Below are 23,263 nucleotides of genomic sequence, written 5' to 3'. Positions count from 1 at the left end.
GCCAATAATGAATAAGGAGCGGATATATCATGAGTACATCTTATACACATACAGCCGTTATTACAGGAGCAGCCGGAGGCATTGGTAAAGAATTGGCACGCCGCCTCGCTGAGCGCAAAATCAATTTGGTTCTGGTGGATCTGAATGAAGAAGCCATCCAGCAGACAATTACCGATCTAAACCTCGACAAAGAGCACGTCATCGCCGTAAAAGCGAACGTATCCCAAGAAGCAGACGTGAAAAACTATGTGCAAAAAGCACTGGATGCTTTTGGTCGAATCGATTATTTTGCCAACAATGCCGGAATTGAAGGTCCAACAGGGCTGATCGAAGACCTGAGTGTTGAAGCACTCGACACCGTATATAACGTCAACATTCGTGGAGTATTCCTGGGTCTGCAAAATGTCATTCCAGTGATGAAAAAACAAAAATCCGGTGCGATTCTTAATACCTCTTCCCTCGCGGGTCTGATGGGTGCACCTGCTGTATCTCCATATATTATGTCCAAACATGCCGTAGTTGGTCTCACGCGTACCGCTGCAAATGAATTGGCACCTTATAATATCCGCGTTAACGCTGTATTGCCAGGTACAATCAATACACGCATGATGCGTCAGATCGAAGCTAATTCCGGTAACGTGGAAGATTATCAATCAGCAACCGTGTCCAGCATTCCAATGGGCCGTTACGGTGAACCAGAAGAAGTCGCTGCGGTGATGAACTTCCTGTTGTCCGAAGAAGCATCTTATGTAACAGCTTCCCTCTACACTGTAGATGGCGGCATGATGGGTCAATAAGAAGCTGCAAACGGTAGGATTGCTCGATAGATTGGGTCGATAGAACTTCAAGTCCATCTTTAGTAGAGCTACACCGACAGGTGTTCCCGAAGGGATGCCTGGTCGCTACAATCTAAAAAAGGCCTCAACACCACAGTATTGTGGAGTTGAGGTCTTTTTTCAGTACAACACATCGTATGCAGATGGATGCATAGATAAAATTCCACTTTTGGAATAACCATTAACGCCTCGTTACACTCTGTGATCACTCTAATGAACCTAGGGCACCTTATATCGGCTAATAGAGCTTATTTCCCGAACTAACGAATCTCAGACACGCTAATTCCGCAGAAATGCTGCCATTGCACCGAAAAGTCCTGGAATCCAGAGAATAACACGTCTCAGATTCGTTACATTCTCAAACGAGCGAGAAATACCCGAATAGCGCGTGTGAGATTCGTTAGATTTTGCCTACTTAACTTAATCGACGTATCCTGCGTGACCCTTGTCCATCAAGTAGTCCATTTCAGCATCCAGAATGCTTTCCACGGTCAACTCGTCCAGCTTTACATCTTTGCGGCTAAGAATATAGTCAGCCAGATCATCGCCGTCAATATCAACATCGTTGCCTTTGGCATTCTCATGCGCCTTGTTGATGTACGCTTGCTCATGCTTCAGCACAAGAGCGATGTTCGCTTGACTTGCCTTCGTTTTATCTGCAATATATTGCATCATTTCTTGTTCATTAATTGCGTTTGCTTCTGCCACGTTCAGTCATCTCCTTGATTCATACATACTGTTGCCATTGTAGCATAGGTTAACCCATTACAGGCAGAACTTATGCCTGAAGAACAATTATAGAGCGGGAGCGAAGGATTAGTGTGGAGCTCGCTCATCACTCCGCCCCTACGACAACCGCACATAAAATGTAGCTCCCTCTCCGACTACACTTCGAGCGTACAGCTCTCCTTTGTGCTGATCCACAATGGAACGAGCAATCGCCAGCCCCAGACCATGCCCACCATGTTTGCGTGCTCTTGACGAATCCGTACGATAGAATCGATCAAAGATCCGATCCAGATGTTCCGGCGCAATACCTTCACCTGTGTTGGATACGGCCAGCATGACATCATTATTCTGTTTCTGGAGCGTAACGTTAACGGACCCTTTGGGACCGGAGTACTTCACAGCATTATCGAGCAGGATCAGAATGACCTGTTTGATCTGCTCACTGTTCCCATGAACTCTAAGATTCGGCTCAATGTTGTAATCGAGGGAGATGTTTTTCTCAAAAATAACGGCCTCCATCGGCAAAATAATACTTTCTACCGCATCACTCATATTAAACTTCGCATGAATCATCGTGGAGCGTGAGTCATCCATCTGTGTCAGATAGAGCAGATCATTTGTAAGTCCGGTCATGCGCTCTGTTTCCGACTTGATATAGTGCAACCACTTCGCCTGGTTTGCTATTGTATCCTCCTGATTCGCAAGCAGTACGTCAGCGTTGGTATTGATGATCGCCAGAGGTGTCTTCAGCTCATGTGAAGCATCTCCTATGAATTGTTTTTGCTTCTCAAACGCTTCCCTGACCGGTGCAATGGAACGATTCGCAAAATAACGGCTCAGGAAGTAGATCACAATCAACATGACCAGTCCAACAATAGCAAATGTATAGATCAGATTCGTCAGAATGCCTTGTTGTGCCGTCACATCAATAAATACGATCATGTGCCCGGCACCACTCGGATCAACCACATAGGCCCAGTCCGTTCCATCCAGCGCAAATTGCCCCGTCTGCCGTTCCGAATCACCAACTTTATTCTGGTCAACCTTTTGCAGCGCCTCGGTGTAGAACGTATCTTCCATATCAAATCGGGAATGTGTATCCGTAATCTTCCACTGATCATCCGTCTTAATCATGAACGAAACGGAACGTGCCGGAGGTGAGTTGGGATCCCCTCCCGGACCTCTATTATCACCACCCATGGCATCGGAGGGAAACGAATCTGAACCGGAACTTGAACCTGAGCCTTTACTACCACCTGTATCCGAACCCTGCCCTTCCCCGCGTGGCATCTTGGATGAATTATAAGGACTGTGATAGAAATCAGACACCTTGTACAACTCCATATTTGTCTCACGTTGCACATTCTGGTACGTAATCGTATAGATCGTCGCAAATGCCACCAGCATCATAATGGAGATGGACACCAGATTCACGATCAGGAATCGATTTCGGAGTTTCTTGAACATCAGGACGTCACCTCAAGTACATACCCCACACCCCGAATCGTGTTAATGCGGACTGCAGAGTTCAGGAAGGTTAACTTTTTGCGTAAAAACGAGATGTAGACCTCCACATTGTTATATTCCACTTCCGAATCGAATCCCCATAACTTTTCAATAATCTGCTCTTTGGAAGTAATCGCCTGTTTACGGGCAATCAACAGCTCCAGCAGTTCATTCTCCTTCAGATTCAGCTTGATCTCCTTACCCTGAACGCTCAGCTTCAACTGAGTTGTATTCAGCTCAATGTCGCCAAACTTCAGTCCATCCTCGGGAACCACTTCGCCCTTCCGCCTTAAGGCTGCACGAATCCGGGCCAGCAGTTCCTCTGTGGCAAAAGGCTTGGCGATATAATCATCGGCACCATAATCAAGTCCTGTAACTTTGTCCGATAGTTCACCTTTCGCAGTAAGCAGAATGACAGGCGTATGATTCCCTTCACTGCGGAGTTTCTTCAGGACGGTGATCCCGTCCATCTCCGGCATCATGATGTCGAGTAGTAACAGGTCGTAGATGCCGCTCTGCGCATAATCGAGTCCTGACCTGCCGTCGTGGACCATGTCCACGGAGTAGTTGTTTTTTTTCAAAATCTGCGATACAGCCTCTGCCAAATGAACCTCATCTTCCGCAATTAATATTCTCATCATCTATTCATTCCTCTGCTTGAATTATTTCTCTCAATGGGCTTGTTTTATATGTTCTTATTTTATCAATCAAACCTTGAATCAATCTTAATTCATTTTGTGTATGCGCACTATTATAGGAAGGTAAAAAAATGTTAACGCAATGTAAAACCATTTAAGATTCATTCAAGGTTGGGGCTCTAAGATACAGACATGGAAGCAATACACGATGCAACAAAACATACAACCCACCAACGAAAGGAATGAGTCCCACATGGCTATTGAAGTATTCAACCGATATGAGAGCAAGTACCTTCTGACGGATGAGCAGTACGCGCATTTCTACAATGACCTGCTGAAATACATGGAGCTGGATGCCTACAACAAGAAACATGAGTACTACTCCATCAGTAACCTGTACTTCGACACTCCACAAGATTCGCTGATCCGCGCCAGTCTCTCCAAACCAAAATACAAGGAGAAGCTGAGACTGCGAGCTTATGGAATCCCTGAAGAGAATGCCAGAGTGTATCTGGAGATCAAAAAGAAAGTATTTGGCCTGGTGAACAAGCGCAGAACAGCCTTGAAGCTGGATGAAGCTTACGAATTCGTCCGTTCGGGACAGGCGCCAGAGCTGGCGGATTACATGAACAAACAAGTTGTCGAAGAGATCAAATATTTCCTTCGGGTATACGATCTGGAACCGAAAGTGTATCTGGCATATGAACGCAAAGCGCTCTTCGACAAGAACAGCCGCGATCTCCGCATTACCTTTGACACCAACATCCGCAGTCGCAGATACGATCTGAAGCTGGAACAGGGAGATTACGGTGAGCCGCTGGTGAAGGACGGTCGATGGCTGATGGAAGTGAAAGCCGAGAAAACCGTTCCGATGTGGCTGTCACAACTGCTGTCCGAACATGGACTGTACCGCACCGGATTCTCCAAATACGGCAACGAGTACAGACATCTCGCGAGAACAACGAACCTGAATTACCAGACGGAGCGCATTCTTGTACCAGGTACCGATTTCAACCCATCCATAGAACAAGATAAAACGATTATAGAAAGAGAGCGTGTCCTATATGCTTGATTCACTATTCAGTTCAGCCCTAACCGATACTAACCTGACGTTTAACAACGCCGTCATTACCATTGGTCTTGCTATCATTTTGGGATTGGTCATCAGCCTTACCTACATGAAGACTAACCAAAGCACATACTCCCAGAGCTTCACCTTAACGATGGTTGTTCTGCCCGTCATTGTCGCCATCATCATCCTGCTCATCGGCAGCAACATCGCACGAGCTTTCAGCTTGGCAGGTGCCTTCTCGATCATCCGATTCCGAAGTGCCCCTGGTGATCCAAAGGACATTGCTTACGTATTGTTCACGATGGCTTCCGGTCTTGCCTGCGGTGTAGGCGCTTTTGGATACGCGGTGCTGTTCACCATTATCCTGTGTGTACTGATGTTTGTTCTGAGTCGCTTCAACTTTGGTGGCAAGAAAAGTCAGCTTAAAACGCTGAAAGTCACCATCCCTGAGAACTTGAGCTATGAAGAAGCACTTAATGAAGTGTTCCATAAATTCAACGTACCTTTTGATCTGAAAAAAATCAGAACCACTGAACTCGGCAGTCTGTACGAGCTGGTCTACAGTGTAACCATTCACGAAAGTGTTAGCCAAAAGGAATTCCTCGATGCAATCCGTACCCGGAACGGCAACCTGGATATCTCGTTAACCATGAGTCCAACAACGGAATATTAATTTTTAATTCGAAGGGAACGATCTAATATGAAGAAAAACATGATAACAGGTAGCAAACTTTGGTCCATCGCCATGATTACCAGCCTACTCGCAGCATGCAGTTCACCAGCAACCACAAGCACAACGGCCAATGCCGCAACGTCAACGACAGGAACAACCAAAACAGTATCGGTCAGCGAGCAAACTTCTGTTAAATATGCAGACCTGGTCTCACTGGATGCTGAAGATACCAATATTAGCTGGAGTGAGGCAGATTCCACAGCGATTAAGCTGAACGGAACAACGGCAACGGTAACCGGTTCGGGTGCCAAAGCAGCGAATGGTTCGGTAACCATCTCGGAAGCAGGCACTTATGTACTTAGCGGTGAGCTAACTGATGGCCAGATCGTGGTCAATGTTGCCGATAAAGGCACCGTACATCTCGTCTTAAACGGAGCTACCATTCATGATAATGACAGTGCAGCGATCTACATTCAGAAGGCCGGTAAAGCGGTGATTACACTCGAAAAAGGAACCAAGAATACCGTTTCCGATGGTAAAACGTATGTGTACGCCGACGCTACGACAGACGAGCCGGATGCTGCGATCTTCAGCAAAGCGGATCTTACGTTCAACGGTGCAGGTCAATTGACCGTCACAGGTAACTATAATGAAGGAATTACAAGCAAGGATGCTCTGAAAATCATTAGTGGTAACATCAGTGTCAAAGCTGCCGATGACGGCATTAAAGGTAAAGATATGGTCGCCATTCAAGCAGGTACGATTACTATTCAGGCCGAAGGCGACGGTATTAAATCGACCAATGACACAGATACCACCAAAGGTTACGTTGCTATCGCAGGAGGTACCTTCGATATTCAGAGTGGCAACGACGGTATCCAAGCCGAAACCGCACTCGTGGCGGATGGCGGCACATACAAAATTGTAACGGGTGGCGGTAGCGCCAATGCACCAGCCAAAGTAGAAGAAGGTCCATTTGGCGGCGGTGGCGGTGGATGGGGTGGCGGCACACCTCCAGCGGATATGGGCACACCACCAGATGGCGAACCTCCTGCAGATATGCCAGAGATGCCAAGTAACAGCGGTACGAGTGCCGGTGCTAATACAAACGGCGCAGCAGCATCCAACTCTGCTAGTACAGCACCAGCTACGGATTCTAATGCCGATGCTGACACAGCTACAACAGCAACGGAGTCCACAAGTGCCAAAGCGCTCAAAGCAGGCACAGACCTTACGTTTAATGGCGGTACGTATACCATTGATTCCATGGATGATTCCCTGCACAGCAACAATAACGTGACCGTCAACGACGGAACATTCAACATTGAATCCGGTGATGACGGCATTCATGCCGATCAGGCCCTGACGATTAACGGCGGAACCATCACGATTGCAAAGAGCTATGAAGGACTTGAAGGTGCAATCATCACCCTGAATGATGGGGATGTGGATGTAACGGCATCCGATGATGGCGTAAATGCTGCAGGTGGCGAGACGGAAACAGTTGTGAATACAGCGGCAAGTACAGATAGCGCTACTACAGCAACCGATGCCGCTGCTACATCCAACATCTCTGTAACTGAAACGACAGGTACAACATCAACTACCGATCAGGCATCCCAGGGTACAGCTACTACTCAGCAAGGACGTGGACCGGGCGGTATGGGCGGTGCAGCAGCGAGTAATAACGAGTTCCACATTAACGGCGGTACACTCACTGTGAACGCAGGTGGTGACGGACTGGATTCCAATGGTTCCATTAACTTGACTGGCGGGACGGTTATTGTGAACGGACCGACGGATAGCGGTAACGGAGCATTGGATTATGACGGTACATTTGAAATCAGCGGTGGATACCTCGTGGCTGCTGGCAGCTCAGGTATGGCACAAGGAACATCCGATGCGTCTACGCAAAATACCATTGTGATGACATTCCCTGCCACGCAAAAAGCTGGAACACTTGTACATGTACAAGATAGCGAAGGCAACAACATTCTGACATTCGCTCCGGCAAAAGATTATCAAACCGTGGTTGTCAGCTCACCGGATCTTGCGAAAGATGGTTCATACGTGATCTACTCCGGTGGTACGTCTACAGGTAAAGCGGTGGATGGACTCTACACAGACGGTACCTATAGTGGCGGAACTCAAGTGGTTGCATTCCAATCGACTAGCAACGTAACTTGGGTGAATGAATCTGGTGTAACCACAGCCAATACAGGTATGGGTGGTCCTGGTGACGGTGGACAAGGCGGATTCGGAGGCGGCAGAAACAGATCGCAATCCGGTACAACATCCGACAGCACAGGCACTACCGATTCTCCAAAATAATACGTGCGGTAAGCAATAATCAAGCAATCTCTTGCCCTAACTCAAAGGCGAGACAAAAAGGCTCCGAATCACTTCATAGTGAGTTCGGGGCCTTTTTCGCATCCTCGTTCTTACGTGGTATCTGCATTACTATGATATGGAGCACACTCTTTCATCCATTAACGTTATGGCAGAAGGTTTACAGCACTCCAGCTGAGCAAAACCTGGTGATCACTTTCCTGTTCTTTTCTTTAAAAGGAATACACATACACCTTGGTACGCAGGGCATCCCGGCATGTGATGGTGCGTAGCGGTTCTTTTCCTGGCAGGGCAAAACAGACGCTAATCACCTTGGCACCCGGCGGAAGCTCCCGACTGAACTTGTCCAGAAGCCGGGTCATGGCACCCGGGAACAGATAACAGATCACACAATCCGCATGTTCATAGGAACTGGTGTAGATATCCCCGCGCATGAAGCGCAGCCTGCCCTTGAGAGAGTGCTTGTTTCCCTTGGCTCGACGTAAGCGAGCACTGAGATAGGCAATCAGTTGGGAACACCATAAGGGAATGATAGAATTCTCAATACCGGTCAGCCTTTTACCAGGGCAGTGTCTTACAACATCCAGTCCCAGTGTGCCCCATCCGGAGCCAGCTTCAAGCACATCCCCGTACCCTGGAATACGGTTCACCTCCTGAATGACCACCTGCCTGACACGGCCGGATGTGGGCATCGGGGAAATCCCGTTTTTCCAACTGACAAGTACGATGGATATGACACATATCAATGTCACCACGGCAATCAGCCATGGAATCAGGTAAATGATGAACATGAACTCATCCCTTTGTTATCACTCATTCATTCCGGCACATGAGACTTCATATATACACCTTTTTTATAAACGGACTTGATGGTAAAGTGTACACCCAGCTTGCGATTCGTCCGATAGATTAGCGAGTTAATCTCGTCGATCCCTACCGCTTCACTCTCCAGCATGCTCCGTTCCGGCCACACCTGAGCCACAATCTGCTCTCGGGTCACAAAATGGTCCAGTTCACTATACAGCAGCTTAAACAGCTGATATTCCTTCTTGGACAGCGGAATCTCCACTTCACCGATCTGTACGGTTTGCAGGTGATCCAGTAAACGTACGCCCTCACCCAGTAGATCCGACACACGATATTCCCTGGTCTCTCCAAGATCCCCTTCAGCGCGAAGCTGGATCAAGCCGTTGACCAACGTCAGGCTGTCTCCCTCACCAAACGGATATTTCTCATAGGGAACGAGGCGCTGCCCGTTCAGTTCGGTTCCATTTTTGCTATCCAGATCCTCAATCCATAGCTGTTGCTGTACATCATAATGAATGCGGCAATGCCGCTTTGATATCATCTGATTATAGATAGACAAGTCCAATTCACTACTGCCTGTGTAACGTCCCACCGTAATGGAGCGACCCTGGCTTACATATGCGAATGAGCCGTCACTTTCCTGTCCTGGCGTACGAATGACGATTTTTGCCGTCTCCCGCATGTTATTCTCCCACCTTCAATGATCAATCGATCTCTATAAACATTTCGTAACAATAATGATAAGATCATCAGATTTGTTCCATTGTTTGCACCGCTATACATCCATATAGTGATATACAGGAACGATTTATGTTCGGTTCTACTCACTCTACTATACCAGACGTTGTGCTTTTTTTCTCATGACGGCCGGATGTCTACTTTTAGCTCATTCAACAAGAGAGGTACCTTCTAATGAACAAAAAAAACATTTTCATATACGTATTGCTCGCCTTTGCCCTGTCCATGACATTAACCGTGCTCTCCCGTATGCATGATGATCGCGGAGAATCACTGAAAGGCACCTCGGCTGCCGAAACCTCATGGTTACAAATGAAGATCCAACCCTAAGTCTACTCTATTATAACGTGATCTCTGCACAAAACGTTTCACGAATGTCATATTAGGCTAAGCCATAGACTCACATCAATAAGGCCCCAGATTGCTGGTCACAGCAGCCCGGAGCCTCATTTTAATACAAAAAATCTATATTACATGACTTATTTCCCAAAGCGAAGTGAAGTGGACAGCGGACATTCCCAACATCTCACCCACACTCACGTCAATGCCGCTTCTTTCTCGCGCCGAATTTCCTCCAGCCATACACGACAAGAGCTACAGGGCCAGCAATCCATAATAGTTGCCAAAGCATGATTTTTAGGTCAAATCCCATTTCAAGAATCACTCCTCCGATAATCGCAAAGGTAAATACAGTCGTTCAAAACCCAAATCAATCTTGGTCTTCCTCCGGCACAGTCGGCTCATCGTCAAGCTTCACTGTCTCTCTGGACTGTATTTCCTCCATCCGGCTGGACACCTTCTGATACAGGTAAGAGATCCCAAGCAATAGTACGCCAAAGCTGAAATAGGCAAAGATTTTGCTGCCCGAGGTAAGCATCCCCACATCATAGAACACCATCTTACCCGTAGCGAACAACGTTAGGCCAAGGCCGAGACGCCGAATCATGACATATTTTCTACGGAATCCATAGGCAATATAGAGAATCGCGAGCAGCAGATAGATCAGGCTGAACATCAGCCCCACATCACCCCACTGGAACTGGATCGTCAGGAAGACGGTGATGACACCTAGCAGGTACAACCCTGCGATAACCGGGTACCATTCAATGCTCTTGAACTGCCCGCGGATGCCTGCAATCAGCAGATCCCTTCCTGCAAAGAATACCCCTACGTTAAAGATAATCAACACCAGCAAACCAACAATCTCTGCCGCTGTATGCTGTTGAACTTCCGGCTGAAGCGCTGGCATGGTTAAGGTTACGGCCAGTGCAATACAGCAGCCAATAGCATGCAAGAAGGTGGTATACACCTGCACGTATCGATCACGCAGCAGCTTCACCTTGTTCAGTCCATAGGCCAATGCAATGGTGAGCGCTGCGAACATGAGCAACTTGTAGAACATGTATAACAGGAACGTCCCATCGACAGCTCTGGTATACAATTCATTCGACTCATACAGCACGTATAACCACAGATTCGCAAGTGTCACATACTTGAATCCGTTCAGGAAACCCAGCTCCAGCGGGCTGTAATTGAATCTCTCTCTGGAAGATGAGTTGCTGTGAACTGCCCAGGCATAATACAGTGTAATAAGCACAGTTCCCAGCGTAATGCTGGTGTATTTTAACATAAAGTAAGAACGTTCCCCGATGAAGAATAGCGCCAGCAGATCGTAGTACACAAAAGTGATTAGACATAGAAGCACAATGCCCCACCCGGCACGTTCCACCGACTTGAGCCGCTTCAGATGTCCAAGCGTAACCAGCAGAACCCCTTCAATTAACCAACCCATCGATAACCACTTGGCCCCGAATTGGAACGGAATAATCAGAATGGCAAAGGTCAGGGAAGTGACATAGAAGAGCAGAATGGTCTGTTTCTCCTGAGCCATATTGCGCTGAACGAATCGTGCGAGGCCCAGATACACCACGCAGAAGATTAACGCCAGCAAGCCCTGAGCATCATTCCAACCCGCCACATCAAATAATACGTATAACATCAGACAGCTGATGCTTGTATTCATAGCGAGCAGAGCGAAATCCCACCAAGTTAACTTCATCCGGTGTTTGAACGGATATGCCAGTGTAATGCCCAGATATAATGCAAACGTCACAATGGAATACAACATGCCAATCTTCTCACTTGGCGACAGCCATAATAAGATAAGCATGGATGGTGTGTTGAACAGGAAACTGATATAGTGCACCACCGGCCACCGTTTGCCGAATGATATGAACACAATAATGCCGTTTAAGAGCAGCAGGTAGATCATGGCTACATAGACAGCAGGGCCCTCAAGCCCGAACGAGAACATGTAGGAGAATAGCGGAAGATATCCGCCTACCAGACCCAATGAACAGATGGTCTTCGACTGATACCTTAGGGACAACAATACGGAGATTGCCGATACCAATACAGACAGGGCAAGTCCCGTATATAACCCGATAATATGCAGTAAAAAGTAACTATAGAAGACGGAGCCGAACAACACGGATATCCCACCGCCGAGCAGCCCCATCGCAAACGTCTGCCTTTTGCGGCGGAACAGCCACTCTCCTCCAGCGAGCATCAGTGCACCGAGCAGGAAAAAGGCTCCGCTCTTCATCTCGTCATTGAACCAGGTCGAGTACGAGTATTGAAACGCTGCTCCAACCCCCAGAATGAGGAGCAGGATGGCTACTTTGTTGATCCAGCTGAGTCCAATCTTCATCTCCATGCGATTCTGCTTGATCCGGCGTTGAATAGTCTCTTCGCTCAACCCTTCCTCCGCCATATGCTCATATCCACGTTCCATGTGCCCACGCAGAGCCTCTTCTCTATCCCGTACGGCTCGTCTGTGCGATTCAATGCGCTCATTCACCTCTGCCGCAAGGTAAGCAATCCTCTCCTTCACCTCGTGGGAATCCTCTTGCAACTCCTGTGCGGCCTGGTTGTACAGCGCGTTTAGATTGGATTTGGTTCGATGTTCATGGAATGCAATTCGATCATTATGTACTGCTGTTTTCCCTTGAAAATAGGTCTCCATCTTCTCCCGGGATACCCGGATCAGATTCAGCTTTTCATCCAGCATCTGCTCGGATAACGCCATGCGAAGACGCGCATTCTCTTCTTCCATCTTGCGTGAGCGAAGTTCGAGCTGTTGCAGCTTGAGTTTGTGAGCTTCATACTGTTCCTGTAACTGTTCATTCTGAACGATCAGGTCATCGGACTGGTATTCCTGGAGCAGGGCGTGATACTCCTTCGCCAGCTGTTTCTGCTGCTCCTGAACCTGTTGAAGCCGATCCTTAAACTCCTTCATGAGCTTCCTCCGTTGGTTGATGTTTAATCTTTTCCCTATATTTTACTATATGTATGCCATAAAAAGAGGTTTAAACATTAGATATATCTGTGCAATATTTCATCCGCAGGATCTCAAACGCAAAAAAGCCGGGAAGCAACCGCTTCTCCCGACTTATATTCATATGAGCTTTTTGCACAAGAATGGATGCTTATGCCGCATCACTCGTCTCCGATTGGTCCGCTGACTCGGGCTCAATTATCTCGGTCGCATCCGGGTCCAGCCAACTGGCGATCATGCCACGCACATACTGCAGATCGTCCTCCGACAGATCGTAGTACCATGTGCCACTGCGCGTTGCACCCTCCCCCTTCAGCATGTAATTGCTGATCGTTGGTATGCTATCTTTCATATATAAGGACTCGGCAAATTTCACGATAAAGTCCGAAGTCATGTTGGTTGTAAAATTCGATCCGGCAATCTGGATTACGTCCGGGATCTTGGTCAGATTTTTGACTTCCAGCGCACGATTCATGAAGGCACTTAAGAAAATCCGGTGACGCATCGTCCGATTGAAATCGGAATCTTCCCGATAACGCACATAACCAAGCGCTTCTTCACCGCTATAGATCGGTTTATTCGCTTCAACAAACAGCTTCTCATGAATTTTGAGCTTGTTCTCAATATTCTTTTTGATCGGCAGTTCAACGCCACCCACCGCATCAACAATATCCTTGAGCCCGTTAAAATTAATCGCGGCATAGAAATCCACTTTGTTCCCCAGCAAATTCTCCACCGTATCCATCGCCATCTTGGCTTCACCATGGGCATACGCTGAGTTGATCTTCGACTTCACATCCCGGCCGACAATCTCGGTATAGGAATCGCGTGGAATAGACAGCAGCAGCACTTTATTGTCTTCTGGACGCACGACGGAATAGATGATGGTATCCGAACGGCTTGGTTCATTATCCCGTTGGTCAATCCCTAGCAGCAAGAGCGAGAACGGGTCCGTATGTTCCACGACAGGGGCATCCTTATCGCCAGCTGGTTTAAAGGAGTCATCCAAGGCATCCTTCACCGTAGCTGAAGCGAACATATTAAAGGCAAACACGACGAGTTGCTTTTGATAAATAAATCCGAGTCCTCCCAACACAAGCAGCACACTTAGGGTGATGATCAATGGTTTCTTCCATTTCTTCTTCGGTTTCTTCGGCTTCCGTCTTGTTAAATGTGCAGCACTGTTTTCCATCATATCTCCTTTAATAACGGGTTCTTAGAATCATTTAACTATATTAATAACACGTTTTCAATAGATTACGTTATAATCTGCATTACATAAATATACATAAAGGGAGCGATGAAGGATGGAGTATCGACGTTTGGGCAATAGTGGTTTGCGTGTGTCGGCACTGGGGCTTGGCACCAATGCGTTTGGCAAACGCGCGGATGAAGCGGCTTCTACCCGCATTATTCATGCAGCGATGGATCAGGGAATCAACTTTATCGATACCGCCAATATCTACGCAGGCACGGAATCGGAACGCATCATCGGACAGGCTCTCACAGGTCGACGGGAAAACGCGGTGCTTGCTACCAAAGCTGGATTACCCCGGCATGATGGTCCTCATGGGCGGGGTTCCTCCCGCTACCATCTGCAACAAGAGCTGGAACATAGCCTGCGGCGTCTGCAAACGGATTATGTGGATCTGTACCAGATCCATACTTTTGATCCGCATACACCGCTGGATGAGACACTGCGCACACTGGATGATATGGTCACTTCCGGCAAAGTCCGTTACATCGGGGCCTCCAACTATGCAGCTTGGGAGCTGATGAAAGCTCTGGGCATCAGTGAACAGAAAGGTTATGTGCGCTACATCTCCACCCAAACCAGCTATTCCCTGGCAGACCGTACACCTGAGCTTGAACTGGTACCAATGTGTCTGGATCAGGGTGTAGGCATTATCCCTTATTTCCCGCTGGCAGGTGGTATTCTGACCGGTAAATATAACGGACAGACCAGTGTGCCTTCTGGTTCCAGAGCAGACACCGATCCGTCCTTCAACCGTTTCCTGCTGGAGCATAATATCCAACTGAGTGAACAGGTGAGTGCTAAAGCTGCCTCATATGGTTGCTCCCCGAGTGTGCTATCGCTCGCATGGCTACTGACACGTCCAGCTGTATCCACAGTGATTGTGGGCGCTACACGCACCGAACAGCTGGAACATAATCTGGCTAGTCTGGACATGTCACTGCCTGATGAGCTGTTGGCCGATCTGGATCAGATCAGTGACTCTTTCCGTCGCCGCGAGCCATTTGCATCCTATCGAATCGATTGAGCAACCGAAATAGACCTCCCGACAAGATAAAGTCAGGAGGTCTATTTGTATTTTACAGAGGTGTTATAATTATTAATAATCAGAAAATTTTCCAGTTCCACTACATTCTGTAGTTTAATAAATTAAAAAAAGATATATTACGGATCAACTCTCCGTTTTTTGACGAAGAAACTCTTGCATAATCTCCATATATTCTTCCTTGCGATCATCCAAAGTTTCGAAGAATGCCTTGTCCGATTCCTCGACAAGATGGATTCCCTCCACAGCCAATCGGGTTCCTTCTTCCGTTGTTGTGATAATATTGGCACGCGTATCTGTCTGATGACGAGCGCGGGTAATTAATCCCCTTTTTTCAAGCGCACGTAGAACCTGAGAAGTCACGTTAACATCCACCTTGGCAAACTGAGCAATTTGAACCTGAGTAACTCCCTTGCCTTCCTCATCGTGTTCATTGAGCCATAAACAGGCGTGCAATAATACAAATTGAGGTTGTGTCAGTTCGAGGGGCTCCAGCACCCTGCGTACTTCCTTTTGCCACATGGCTGTAACCTGCCATAACAGATATCCCGGACTTTCTTGTGCGTTTTTATACCGTGAGCTTGTCATCTCATACCTCCATGATGTGCGACCTTATGCAACAGAATATATACCCGTCAGTCAATGAAGTAAATCCATTATTCATATAACGATGATGGAAACATATCCGTTGCAACTCTGTGTGTTCTTTCTCAAAAAAATAATTAGCGCGCAGGGATAAACTGCTTCACCCATTGTCCGAATCCTTGCGGATTGCGGCTCTGTATAAGAATGGTTCCTTCTCCCCGGAACCGACATACCAGTCCTTCTCCACTTGTAACACTGGATAACCAGCCTTGTGAAGCTTTCTCAATACGGTAATCTACATAATGAGGCCATGCCACCAAATGGGCGTTATCCACGATCATTTCTTCACCTGCTGCCAGATTAATCGCATGGATGGCACCATAGGAAGATAGAAATACCGTTCCACGTCCGCTGATCTCAATAATGAAGAAACCTTCTCCCGAAAAGAGACCTTTCTTCAGGTTTTGCATTTTGGTATTCACCTGAATGCCCTCGGTTCCTGCCAGAAATCCATCTTTCTGCACATAGAGTGAATAGGAACCGTCCAATTCAACAGCTTCTACATCGCCCATGCTTGAAGGTGAGAGCAGAATCTCTGCCGACCCGCCCGCAGCCGTCAGTTCCTGAAAGAAAAACTTCTCCCCGCTCAGCATCCGACCGAACCCGGCAAACATTCCACCTTCTGCCGAACCCTTCAGTTCAACCGTAGGAGTCATAGATACCATCGCGCCACTCTCGGCCTTGAATCGCTCTCCCCGCTGCAAATGTACCTTGAGCATCGCAAAAGCACCATCATATAAAATCTCATAGTTCACGGTTGCACCAGCTCCCTATTGTCAGAGTTAAAATCATTGAGTCCATTATCTTCCAGAACTGCTGATTTGTCTCCGTATTCCTTCACAATATGTTGATCTCCCCAGTTACAGAGCGCATTGAGAATCGGTTCAAGACTTCTCCCGTAATCACTCAATTCGTATTCTACTTTGGGAGGGACCTGATTATATACGATTCGATTCACGATTCCGTCGTTTTCAAGCTCTCTCAGCTGCTGTGTTAACATTTTTTGTGTAATTGCGGGCATAATACGCTTGAGATCACTGGTTCGTCTTTTCCCATGTGTCAGATGACAGAGAATGACGCATTTCCACTTCCCACCGATCACTTCTAGGGTAGCTTCAACCGAGATGTTATATTTTTTTCTAACCATAACTTGCTTCCTCCCTGATGAATTGGATTACATCCGTCGCATGCTGTATAGGCACCAAAAAGTACGTAGGGTACTAAAAAGTACGTACTATTCAATCTATACCGAATAACTCATAATAGCATTTGCCGGTACGTAAATCTACATTCGGGGGAGTTGAGCAAGAAATGTTACAAGATTCAAAACGCAGCACGTGGGCGCTGCTGGCGCTGGCTATCAGTGCGTTCGCTATCGGTACCACAGAGTTTATCAGCGTTGGGCTACTGCCCCTCATTGCAGATGACCTGGGCATTTCCGTAACTACAGCGGGACTGACCGTTACTTTATATGCATTAGGCGTTACCTTTGGGGCTCCTGTTCTGACCTCACTGACGTCTACCATATCTCGCAAAACGCTATTGCTTGCCATCATGATTGTCTTCATTGCGGGTAACACGATGGCTTCACTATCGACGGGCATCACCATGTTACTCATTGCACGAGTAGTGTCCGCTCTGGCACACGGGGTGTTCATGTCCATAGGCTCCACGATTGCAGCCGATCTGGTGCCTGCCAACCGTAGGGCGAGTGCTATTGCCATCATGTTCTCCGGTCTAACCATTGCCACAGTAACCGGTGTACCTCTCGGTACACTCATCGGCCAACATTGGGGCTGGCGCGCTGCCTTTATCCTGATTGTTGTGGTTGGCATCATTGCGATGATCGGGAACCTGATACTCGTGCCATCCACGTTGAAGCGAGGAACACGGACGGCATTTCGGGATCAGCTGAAGCTCGTTACAGGTGGACGCTTGCTGCTTGCTTTTGCCATCACTGCTGTTGGGTACGGAGGAACATTTGTTGTCTTTACGTATCTGTCCCCGTTGTTGCATGATATTAGCGGTTATTCCGAGAAAACAGTAGCGTTCATTCTGTTGTTGTACGGAATAGCCATCGCTATTGGCAACATCATCGGTGGCAGAGCAGCCAATCGCAACCCGCTCAAGGCGCTCTTCTACATGTTCATCATTCAGACCATCATTCTCGGCGTGATGTACTTCACCGTCCCGTTTAAGTTGGCAGCACTGCTCACCATTCTGGGTATGGGCCTGCTCGCCTTCATGAATGTGCCTGGTCTTCAGATGTACGTTGTAACCTTGGCTGAACGATATGCACCACAGGCCAAGGATGTAGCCTCAGCCTTTAACATCGCCGCATTTAATGCAGGGATCGCTATAGGTGCCTATTTGGGTGGAGTGATCAATGATTCCATCGGTTTGATTCACACGACATGGGTCGGAGCCTTGATGGTTCTCGTAGCTGTAATCCTGACCGCATGGGCTAAAATGCTGGAAAGCAAGGATCAACATGCATCAGTCGAAATGGAGAAAGCTTCTTCGTTCTAATTTCCATTCCGACCATGGGTCTCACTCTTATATATATCAGTTCCAGCCTTCGAGGGGAACCGGTTTCATATGGTATTTTATTATACTATAATACGTTGAACCCAATTTGATCTACTGTGATTTAATTTTGTATGATAAAACAACAAAAATTCAGCTTAATATGACTGATTTTTACACACTTTAAGGAGGAAATCTCATGACAACAGCTCAAACCGCACAACATTTACAATCCACAGTAACTCTGCATAACGGTGTTTCTATGCCTTGCTTCGGACTTGGTGTATTTAAGGTAGAAGAAGGATCTGAACTGATTGAAGCCGTGAAAAATGCGATTAAACATGGATACCGCAGCATTGATACTGCTGCAATATACGGCAATGAAGCTGGTGTGGGCCAAGCAATTGCAGAAGCTTTGCAAGAAAACAACCTGAAACGCGAAGAACTGTTTGTTACATCTAAAGTATGGAATGCAGACCTTGGATATGAAGAGACTCTTGCCGCTTTTGATACCACATTGAACAAACTGGGACTGGAATACCTTGACCTGTATCTGATTCACTGGCCTAAGGCAGGCAAATACAAAGCAGCCTGGAAAGCAATCGAGGAACTGTACGCGGCTGGTCGCATTAAAGCTATTGGCGTAAGCAACTTCCAGATTCATCATCTCGAAGACCTGATGCAGGATGCCAAAGTGAAACCGATGATCAATCAGGTAGAGTACCACCCTCGCCTGACTCAGGTTGAGCTTAAAGCTTTCTGTGAGAAGCATGGTATCCAGCTTGAAGCTTGGTCCCCTCTGATGCAAGGTCAACTTTTGGACAACCCAGTGCTCACGGCGATTGCTTCAACCAAAGGCAAATCGGTTGCACAAGTCATCCTGCGTTGGGATCTGCAAAATGGAGTCATTACTATTCCGAAGTCCACCAAGGAACAGCGGATTATTGAGAATTCCTCCATCTTCGACTTTGAACTTTCAAATGAAGAGATGGATCAGATCAGTGCTCTGAACGAAGATGTACGCGTTGGACCTGATCCGGACAACTTCGATTTCTAATGAATAGCCTTTTTGGAGCCTGCTTTGTTTGACATAGCATAACGAAAAAACACCGGACCAGTAGCCGGTGTTTTTTCGTTATATTCTCTTCCCTATAGCTAAGCCTCGCTAAAACTGCACGCTTCAATTCAAAATGTTGTAATCCATATTTTAACTATTGAACCTGCCACAATGCAGGGACATTGGATGGTTCCCACCCAGACAAGGAAGTGTGGGACTGCAAACATTTATACGTCTTGCCGCTATAGGTGACCAGCTGTCCTACAGTATAGGCTGTATTCGCCTGCCAAGCGGAAACGCCCGGATTCGTCGTTCCTGCTGTTGTTTTCACGGTCACCGCATTGCTCGCAGCAGAACCATTCCCCGCTGCATCCTTTGCTTTTACAGTAAATGTATACGAGGTATCCGCTGCAAGCCCGCTGATGGTTGCTGTCGTTCCGGTCACGGATGTCGCCAGAGCCGCTCCATTATACACATCATAACCCGTTACACCCACGTTATCCGTGGATGCCGCCCAGCTCAGCGTTATGCTGGATGTTGTTTGCGCGGTTGATGCCAGGTTCGTTGGTGCAGTTGGCGCTTGCGTATCACCTCCCGGCTGAGTGGTAGTGCTTATGGTTACAGCATTACTGGCTGCAGACAGATTGCCTGCTGCATCTTTTGCTTTGATCGTGAAAGTATAAGAAGTACCAGCAGTAAGTCCACTGATCGTTGCTGTTGTTCCGGTGACGGATGTTGCAAGATTATTGCCATTATAGACGTTATAACCGGTAACCCCTACATTATCCGTTGAAGCATTCCAGGCCAGCGTCACCGAGTTGGCCGTCACACCTGTCGAGCGGGCATTACCGGGTACGCTTGGCGCCGTCGTATCTGCTGGAGGCACTGTACCTCCGGTAGGCAGATCGGCTTTCAGTTTATTTTGAAGTGTTTTGTTCCGGTCACCGCTAAGCTCCCAGAACATCGCTCCGCCAAGTCCTTTGCTCTTGATATAAGCGGTTTTATATCCTACAGACTCCGCATCATCATAGCTAATAAAACGCTTGTTGGTCGCATTATAGAGATATGGCACCTTGGCCGTGTCATTCCAGTAACGCGTGTACCCGTTTTTGTTAATGTAATTGGTCTCCAGATCATAAAAATCAAAGGAGCCTGCTTCCCATGTTCCAACGGAAGAACCCCCCGTGCAGGTCTGATACTGACCATTACTCGCCTGTGCGCATCCATCCCAGCCGCGGCCATAGAATGGAACACCAAGCACAAGTTTGGCGGCCGGTACGCCAGCATTCAAATGCCCTTGTGCTCCGGCAGCCACATTAAATGTATTGGCATCCGGCACCCCAGCAGCCGAAGCCGCTGGGTCATAGTTCAACGGCGCGTTATGCGCGCTGACTTTTTGCCAGGCCCCGTTAAAATCGTATGTCATAATATTAATCCAGTCGACGATGGCAGCTATATTGGCAAGCTCAGTATTCGCAGCATAGGTCGTCGATGCACCGCTTGCAATCGTAAGCAGATACTTCTTGCCGTCCACAGCTCCGGCAGCATCCAGTTTCTCACGGATTTTGCTCAGAAGCAGTGTGTAATTCTGCTTATCCTCAGGACGTTTGCTGTTACCATCAAGTCCGCCTGATACCGGATACTCCCAGTCCAGATCTACCCCGTCAAAATTGTATTTCCGCAGGAAGTCGACGGCAGAGTTTGCAAATACCTCTCGCGTTGCAGCAGTCGCAGCTACATCGGAGAAGCGATTGGACCATGTCCATCCTCCCACGGAGATGATTGTCTTCAGACTAGGATTGATCTGTTTCAGCTTGTTAAGCTGATTGATATTGCCTGCAATGGGCTGATCCCACGTATCCCCTGCAAATGTCTTGCCGGTATCAATCCATGGATCGCCAAGTACAATCGTTCCATTCGGTACATTGATTGTCTGACTCTTCTCATTCTGACACGTCCAGGTCACCGGGTTAGGGCCCGAAGGGTCCGGATTTCCATGAATACCGTTCCAGCAAATATCGGCAAACGCATAGTTGATATGCGTGACTTTGGTTGGGTCGATGTCCGTTACATTATAGTTTCTCCCATACGCAGCCCAGGACGGGTAGTAACCAACAATTTTATAAGAATCTGCAGCTGCTGCCGTAGCGGGTTGGAGCACAAAAGAAGGAATAATGACGGATAAGAGCAGGGATAGACCCAGGAGAAACTTCGCGGTTTTCTTGACAGCAGTGTGTTTATTTAAATGTATCATCTAATACACAACCTCCTTTGTCGTTTGCGTACTCAGCCCGTTCAGGAACGGACGATGTGCGCTCGAAAACTGGTTATTCGTATATGCATCCCAGTTGATTGACCAGGTCATAATCCCTTTTATCCCCGCATAGCCCGCAGGCTGGAGCAAAGTATAGGAACCGCCGTACGACACACCTTTGATCAAATAATTCAGTGCCTTCTGCAGATCGGCTGGCGTTGTATAACCACCTCCAGCAGCCTGCTGGGAAGCCGGTACGCCGATGGCAATCTGGTCCGGTCGCAAGGGGCTAAAGAAAGGGCCTGTGCTACCGCCTACATGAAAGCCTTGAAGCAGCATCTCCGCCATGGCCACATGGAAATCAGCTGTTCCTTGGGCGTAAGAGCGTCCATCCAGCCCCACCATGGAGCCCGTGTTATAGTGCTGTACATGAAGCAGAGTCAGGTCATTACGCAAGGCATGGATGACTGGCAGGTAAGCTCCCCAAGGGCCGCCGTAGCTCAGATATCCACCCTGTACATAGGCCGTCTCCGGCGCAGCCGTCAGGATGAAATTCGCGCCGAAGTGTGACTTAACCGCTTTCACGCCTTGGATGAGGTTAACAATTTTCGGTGTAGTTGGACTACGGAAATCGGTATCCCCTGCATTCAGAGACAGGGAACTTCCTTCCAGATCGATATCCAGACCATTGAAACCATACGTGGAAATGATTGATTTTAACGAATCTTCGAATTGCTGTCTCTTGGTCGCGTCGGTAATCTCAATGGTACCGTTGGCTCCCCCCATGGAAAGCAGTACTTTTTTCCCTTGACTTTGAAGGTAGGCAATATCGGATTTGAATTCGGCTACCGTTGCATTATATGGAGTAAAAGCAAGCGTTCCGCTGCCATGTGAAATCGGTTCGGCAAAGGAAACATTAATGACGTCATAGGCTGTTGATACGTTACGAAGTCTGATATTTGTTGAACCATTATCGAAGTTGTGCCAGTAGCCGATCAGCCATTTGCCGCCGGTTGGCCCAGGATTGGAAGATCCATTGGAAGTTGTCACACTGAGGGAGGTGCTCGCAGCGGATATATTGCCTGCGGCATCTTTGGCTTTTACCGTAAAAGCATAAGTCGTGCTAGCTGTCAGTCCAGTGACTACAGCTGTTGTAGTTGAAGTACTTGTCACAAGAACGCCGTTCCGGTACACCTCATACCCCGCTACGCCCACATTATCCGTGGATGCATTCCAGGAAAGACTCACGGAGGTGTTCGTGATGGAGGATGAAGTCAGACCCGCAGGAACAGAAGGTGGTGCCGTATCTGGCGTTGGCGTTTCCCCGTCCGAACCTTCCCCGACGTATTTCCACAACGCGGGCACAATAGAGGGCTCCCATCCGGTCAACGCTGTGTGTGCCTGAATACACTCATAATCTTTATTTTGATATGTTACGAGGTCTCCTTTCTTGTATGCGGTGCCTGCCTGCCACTGGGCGGCGGCATCGGCTCTCGGTGCAAACCACGAAATAAGTAGAAGAAATGCCAAAGCAAATGTAATGACCGGGCGGAATCGAACAGCTTGATTCAAGCAAAATCCCTCCTGTACTAAGGATACGTTCACCTTGCAAACAAAACTTCAATTGTCCACCTGCATCTGATCTGTGATCGATTAGTGCCAGCCTCATTCAGCCATCTGATGTTGCGTGTCACTTCACTCCCTTCCCTTACCAAAATGGACCTTCCCTCTCGTGTTCTTTTTTTGCAGGCACCATCCAAATTTTACAGGGAATTTACAGATCCTCACCCTGTATT

Annotated in this window: 20 protein-coding genes; 8 read left to right on the top strand and 12 right to left on the bottom strand. The window is 47.8% G+C overall.

All coding sequences use genetic code 11. The features are described from left to right. Window positions 1–29 precede the first annotated feature (29 nt). Window positions 30–797: an SDR family NAD(P)-dependent oxidoreductase gene (locus QF041_RS21785; protein WP_017691632.1), complete on the top strand. Its 768-nt coding sequence runs from the start codon at window positions 30–32 to the stop codon at window positions 795–797. A gap of 459 nt (window positions 798–1,256) precedes the next feature. On the opposite strand, the gene QF041_RS21780 is transcribed toward QF041_RS21785, so the two are convergent. From QF041_RS21780 to QF041_RS21770, 3 genes are all read right to left on the bottom strand, one after another. Next, the gene (locus tag QF041_RS21780) at window positions 1,257–1,511 is read right to left on the bottom strand and encodes a hypothetical protein (RefSeq protein ID WP_124116914.1); all 255 of its coding nucleotides are present in this window, start codon (window positions 1,509–1,511) and stop codon (window positions 1,257–1,259) included. Window positions 1,512–1,682: 171 nt separating this feature from the next. Continuing rightward, window positions 1,683–3,032, bottom strand: a complete 1,350-nt coding sequence (locus tag QF041_RS21775) for a sensor histidine kinase (protein WP_307415636.1) — start codon at window positions 3,030–3,032, stop codon at window positions 1,683–1,685. Next, complete coding sequence (locus QF041_RS21770) at window positions 3,032–3,709, bottom strand: response regulator transcription factor (RefSeq protein WP_036612327.1); 678 nt, start codon at window positions 3,707–3,709, stop codon at window positions 3,032–3,034. Before QF041_RS21770 ends, QF041_RS21775 begins: the two co-directional genes overlap by 1 nt. A 253-nt stretch (window positions 3,710–3,962) precedes the next feature. On the opposite strand from QF041_RS21770, the gene QF041_RS21765 reads away from it, so the two are divergent. The 3 genes from QF041_RS21765 to QF041_RS21755 are packed head-to-tail and all read left to right on the top strand — an operon-like array spanning window position 3,963 to window position 7,785. Further along, the gene (locus QF041_RS21765) at window positions 3,963–4,781 is read left to right on the top strand and encodes a polyphosphate polymerase domain-containing protein (RefSeq protein ID WP_307415635.1); all 819 of its coding nucleotides are present in this window, start codon (window positions 3,963–3,965) and stop codon (window positions 4,779–4,781) included. Next, window positions 4,774–5,454: a DUF4956 domain-containing protein gene (locus tag QF041_RS21760; protein WP_062836702.1), complete on the top strand. Its 681-nt coding sequence runs from the start codon at window positions 4,774–4,776 to the stop codon at window positions 5,452–5,454. The genes QF041_RS21765 and QF041_RS21760 overlap by 8 nt, the downstream gene beginning before the upstream one ends. Window positions 5,455–5,481: 27 nt before the next feature. After that, window positions 5,482–7,785 carry a carbohydrate-binding domain-containing protein gene (locus QF041_RS21755; protein WP_307415634.1) on the top strand — a complete coding sequence of 768 codons (2,304 nt, stop codon included), beginning with the start codon at window positions 5,482–5,484 and terminating at the stop codon, window positions 7,783–7,785. A gap of 230 nt (window positions 7,786–8,015) precedes the next feature. Here the strand turns inward: QF041_RS21755 and QF041_RS21750 are convergent, their stop codons facing one another. Together QF041_RS21750 and QF041_RS21745 are read right to left on the bottom strand one after the other, a co-directional pair. Then, window positions 8,016–8,594 carry a class I SAM-dependent methyltransferase gene (locus QF041_RS21750; RefSeq protein ID WP_307415633.1) on the bottom strand — a complete coding sequence of 193 codons (579 nt, stop codon included), beginning with the start codon at window positions 8,592–8,594 and terminating at the stop codon, window positions 8,016–8,018. Between the two features lie 26 nt (window positions 8,595–8,620). After that, window positions 8,621–9,292 (bottom strand): FHA domain-containing protein, encoded by a 672-nt coding sequence (locus QF041_RS21745; protein WP_307415632.1) that lies wholly within the window; start codon window positions 9,290–9,292, stop codon window positions 8,621–8,623. 230 nt (window positions 9,293–9,522) lie between these two features. On the opposite strand from QF041_RS21745, the gene QF041_RS21740 reads away from it, so the two are divergent. Beyond that, window positions 9,523–9,678, top strand: a complete 156-nt coding sequence (locus QF041_RS21740; protein ID WP_307415631.1) for a hypothetical protein — start codon at window positions 9,523–9,525, stop codon at window positions 9,676–9,678. Window positions 9,679–10,057: 379 nt separating this feature from the next. On the opposite strand, the gene QF041_RS21735 is transcribed toward QF041_RS21740, so the two are convergent. Both QF041_RS21735 and QF041_RS21730 read right to left on the bottom strand, forming a co-directional pair. After that, window positions 10,058–12,646 (bottom strand): DUF2339 domain-containing protein, encoded by a 2,589-nt coding sequence (locus QF041_RS21735; RefSeq protein WP_307415630.1) that lies wholly within the window; start codon window positions 12,644–12,646, stop codon window positions 10,058–10,060. 190 nt (window positions 12,647–12,836) lie between these two features. Then, a complete protein-coding gene (locus tag QF041_RS21730; RefSeq protein ID WP_307415629.1) occupies window positions 12,837–13,880 on the bottom strand; it encodes an LCP family protein in 1,044 nt (347 codons plus the stop codon). Window positions 13,881–13,992: 112 nt separating this feature from the next. Here QF041_RS21730 and QF041_RS21725 point away from each other — a divergent pair, with 112 nt between their 5' ends. After that, complete coding sequence (locus QF041_RS21725; RefSeq protein ID WP_062836693.1) at window positions 13,993–14,967, top strand: aldo/keto reductase; 975 nt, start codon at window positions 13,993–13,995, stop codon at window positions 14,965–14,967. 144 nt (window positions 14,968–15,111) lie between these two features. Here QF041_RS21725 and QF041_RS21720 read toward each other — a convergent pair whose 3' ends face one another. The 3 genes from QF041_RS21720 to QF041_RS21710 all read right to left on the bottom strand — a co-directional run bounded on the left by QF041_RS21720 (window position 15,112) and on the right by QF041_RS21710 (window position 16,777). Then, window positions 15,112–15,573 (bottom strand): MarR family winged helix-turn-helix transcriptional regulator, encoded by a 462-nt coding sequence (locus QF041_RS21720; RefSeq protein WP_091035655.1) that lies wholly within the window; start codon window positions 15,571–15,573, stop codon window positions 15,112–15,114. 134 nt (window positions 15,574–15,707) lie between these two features. Beyond that, window positions 15,708–16,385, bottom strand: coding sequence for a TIGR00266 family protein (locus QF041_RS21715; protein ID WP_017691614.1), 678 nt, complete (start codon window positions 16,383–16,385; stop codon window positions 15,708–15,710). After that, window positions 16,382–16,777: a winged helix-turn-helix transcriptional regulator gene (locus QF041_RS21710; protein WP_017691613.1), complete on the bottom strand. Its 396-nt coding sequence runs from the start codon at window positions 16,775–16,777 to the stop codon at window positions 16,382–16,384. Before QF041_RS21710 ends, QF041_RS21715 begins: the two co-directional genes overlap by 4 nt. 164 nt (window positions 16,778–16,941) lie before the next feature. Between QF041_RS21710 and QF041_RS21705 the strand changes: the two genes are divergently transcribed. Next, window positions 16,942–18,159, top strand: coding sequence for an MFS transporter (locus tag QF041_RS21705; RefSeq protein ID WP_307415628.1), 1,218 nt, complete (start codon window positions 16,942–16,944; stop codon window positions 18,157–18,159). A gap of 196 nt (window positions 18,160–18,355) precedes the next feature. Next, window positions 18,356–19,213: an aldo/keto reductase gene (locus QF041_RS21700; RefSeq protein WP_307415627.1), complete on the top strand. Its 858-nt coding sequence runs from the start codon at window positions 18,356–18,358 to the stop codon at window positions 19,211–19,213. 154 nt (window positions 19,214–19,367) lie between these two features. Here QF041_RS21700 and QF041_RS21695 read toward each other — a convergent pair whose 3' ends face one another. Together QF041_RS21695 and QF041_RS21690 are read right to left on the bottom strand one after the other, a co-directional pair. Further along, a complete protein-coding gene (locus QF041_RS21695; protein ID WP_307415626.1) occupies window positions 19,368–21,467 on the bottom strand; it encodes a glycosyl hydrolase family 18 protein in 2,100 nt (699 codons plus the stop codon). Beyond that, a complete protein-coding gene (locus tag QF041_RS21690; RefSeq protein WP_373461355.1) occupies window positions 21,468–23,039 on the bottom strand; it encodes a chitinase in 1,572 nt (523 codons plus the stop codon). Window positions 23,040–23,263: the final 224 nt, after the last annotated feature.

Source organism: Paenibacillus sp. W2I17 (assembly GCF_030815985.1).
Taxonomy (GTDB): domain Bacteria; phylum Bacillota; class Bacilli; order Paenibacillales; family Paenibacillaceae; genus Paenibacillus.
This window is presented reverse-complemented; position numbering and strand designations above follow the sequence as displayed.

Bases quoted from the DNA above. Each gene is read 5' to 3' on its own strand.
- QF041_RS21780 (WP_124116914.1), bottom strand. From the start codon at position 1,511: ATGATGCAATATATTGCAGATAAAACGAAGGCAAGTCAAGCGAACATC.
- QF041_RS21745 (WP_307415632.1), bottom strand. From the start codon at position 9,292: ATGCGGGAGACGGCAAAAATCGTCATTCGTACGCCAGGACAGGAAAGT.
- QF041_RS21735 (WP_307415630.1), bottom strand. From the start codon at position 12,646: ATGAAGGAGTTTAAGGATCGGCTTCAACAGGTTCAGGAGCAGCAGAAA.
- QF041_RS21730 (WP_307415629.1), bottom strand. From the start codon at position 13,880: ATGATGGAAAACAGTGCTGCACATTTAACAAGACGGAAGCCGAAGAAA.
- QF041_RS21755 (WP_307415634.1), top strand. From the start codon at position 5,482: ATGAAGAAAAACATGATAACAGGTAGCAAACTTTGGTCCATCGCCATG.
- QF041_RS21710 (WP_017691613.1), bottom strand. From the start codon at position 16,777: ATGGTTAGAAAAAAATATAACATCTCGGTTGAAGCTACCCTAGAAGTG.
- QF041_RS21765 (WP_307415635.1), top strand. From the start codon at position 3,963: ATGGCTATTGAAGTATTCAACCGATATGAGAGCAAGTACCTTCTGACG.
- QF041_RS21740 (WP_307415631.1), top strand. From the start codon at position 9,523: ATGAACAAAAAAAACATTTTCATATACGTATTGCTCGCCTTTGCCCTG.
- QF041_RS21750 (WP_307415633.1), bottom strand. From the start codon at position 8,594: ATGTTCATCATTTACCTGATTCCATGGCTGATTGCCGTGGTGACATTG.
- QF041_RS21705 (WP_307415628.1), top strand. From the start codon at position 16,942: ATGTTACAAGATTCAAAACGCAGCACGTGGGCGCTGCTGGCGCTGGCT.
- QF041_RS21720 (WP_091035655.1), bottom strand. From the start codon at position 15,573: ATGACAAGCTCACGGTATAAAAACGCACAAGAAAGTCCGGGATATCTG.
- QF041_RS21785 (WP_017691632.1), top strand. From the start codon at position 30: ATGAGTACATCTTATACACATACAGCCGTTATTACAGGAGCAGCCGGA.
- QF041_RS21770 (WP_036612327.1), bottom strand. From the start codon at position 3,709: ATGAGAATATTAATTGCGGAAGATGAGGTTCATTTGGCAGAGGCTGTA.
- QF041_RS21725 (WP_062836693.1), top strand. From the start codon at position 13,993: ATGGAGTATCGACGTTTGGGCAATAGTGGTTTGCGTGTGTCGGCACTG.
- QF041_RS21775 (WP_307415636.1), bottom strand. From the start codon at position 3,032: ATGTTCAAGAAACTCCGAAATCGATTCCTGATCGTGAATCTGGTGTCC.
- QF041_RS21700 (WP_307415627.1), top strand. From the start codon at position 18,356: ATGACAACAGCTCAAACCGCACAACATTTACAATCCACAGTAACTCTG.
- QF041_RS21695 (WP_307415626.1), bottom strand. From the start codon at position 21,467: ATGATACATTTAAATAAACACACTGCTGTCAAGAAAACCGCGAAGTTT.
- QF041_RS21760 (WP_062836702.1), top strand. From the start codon at position 4,774: ATGCTTGATTCACTATTCAGTTCAGCCCTAACCGATACTAACCTGACG.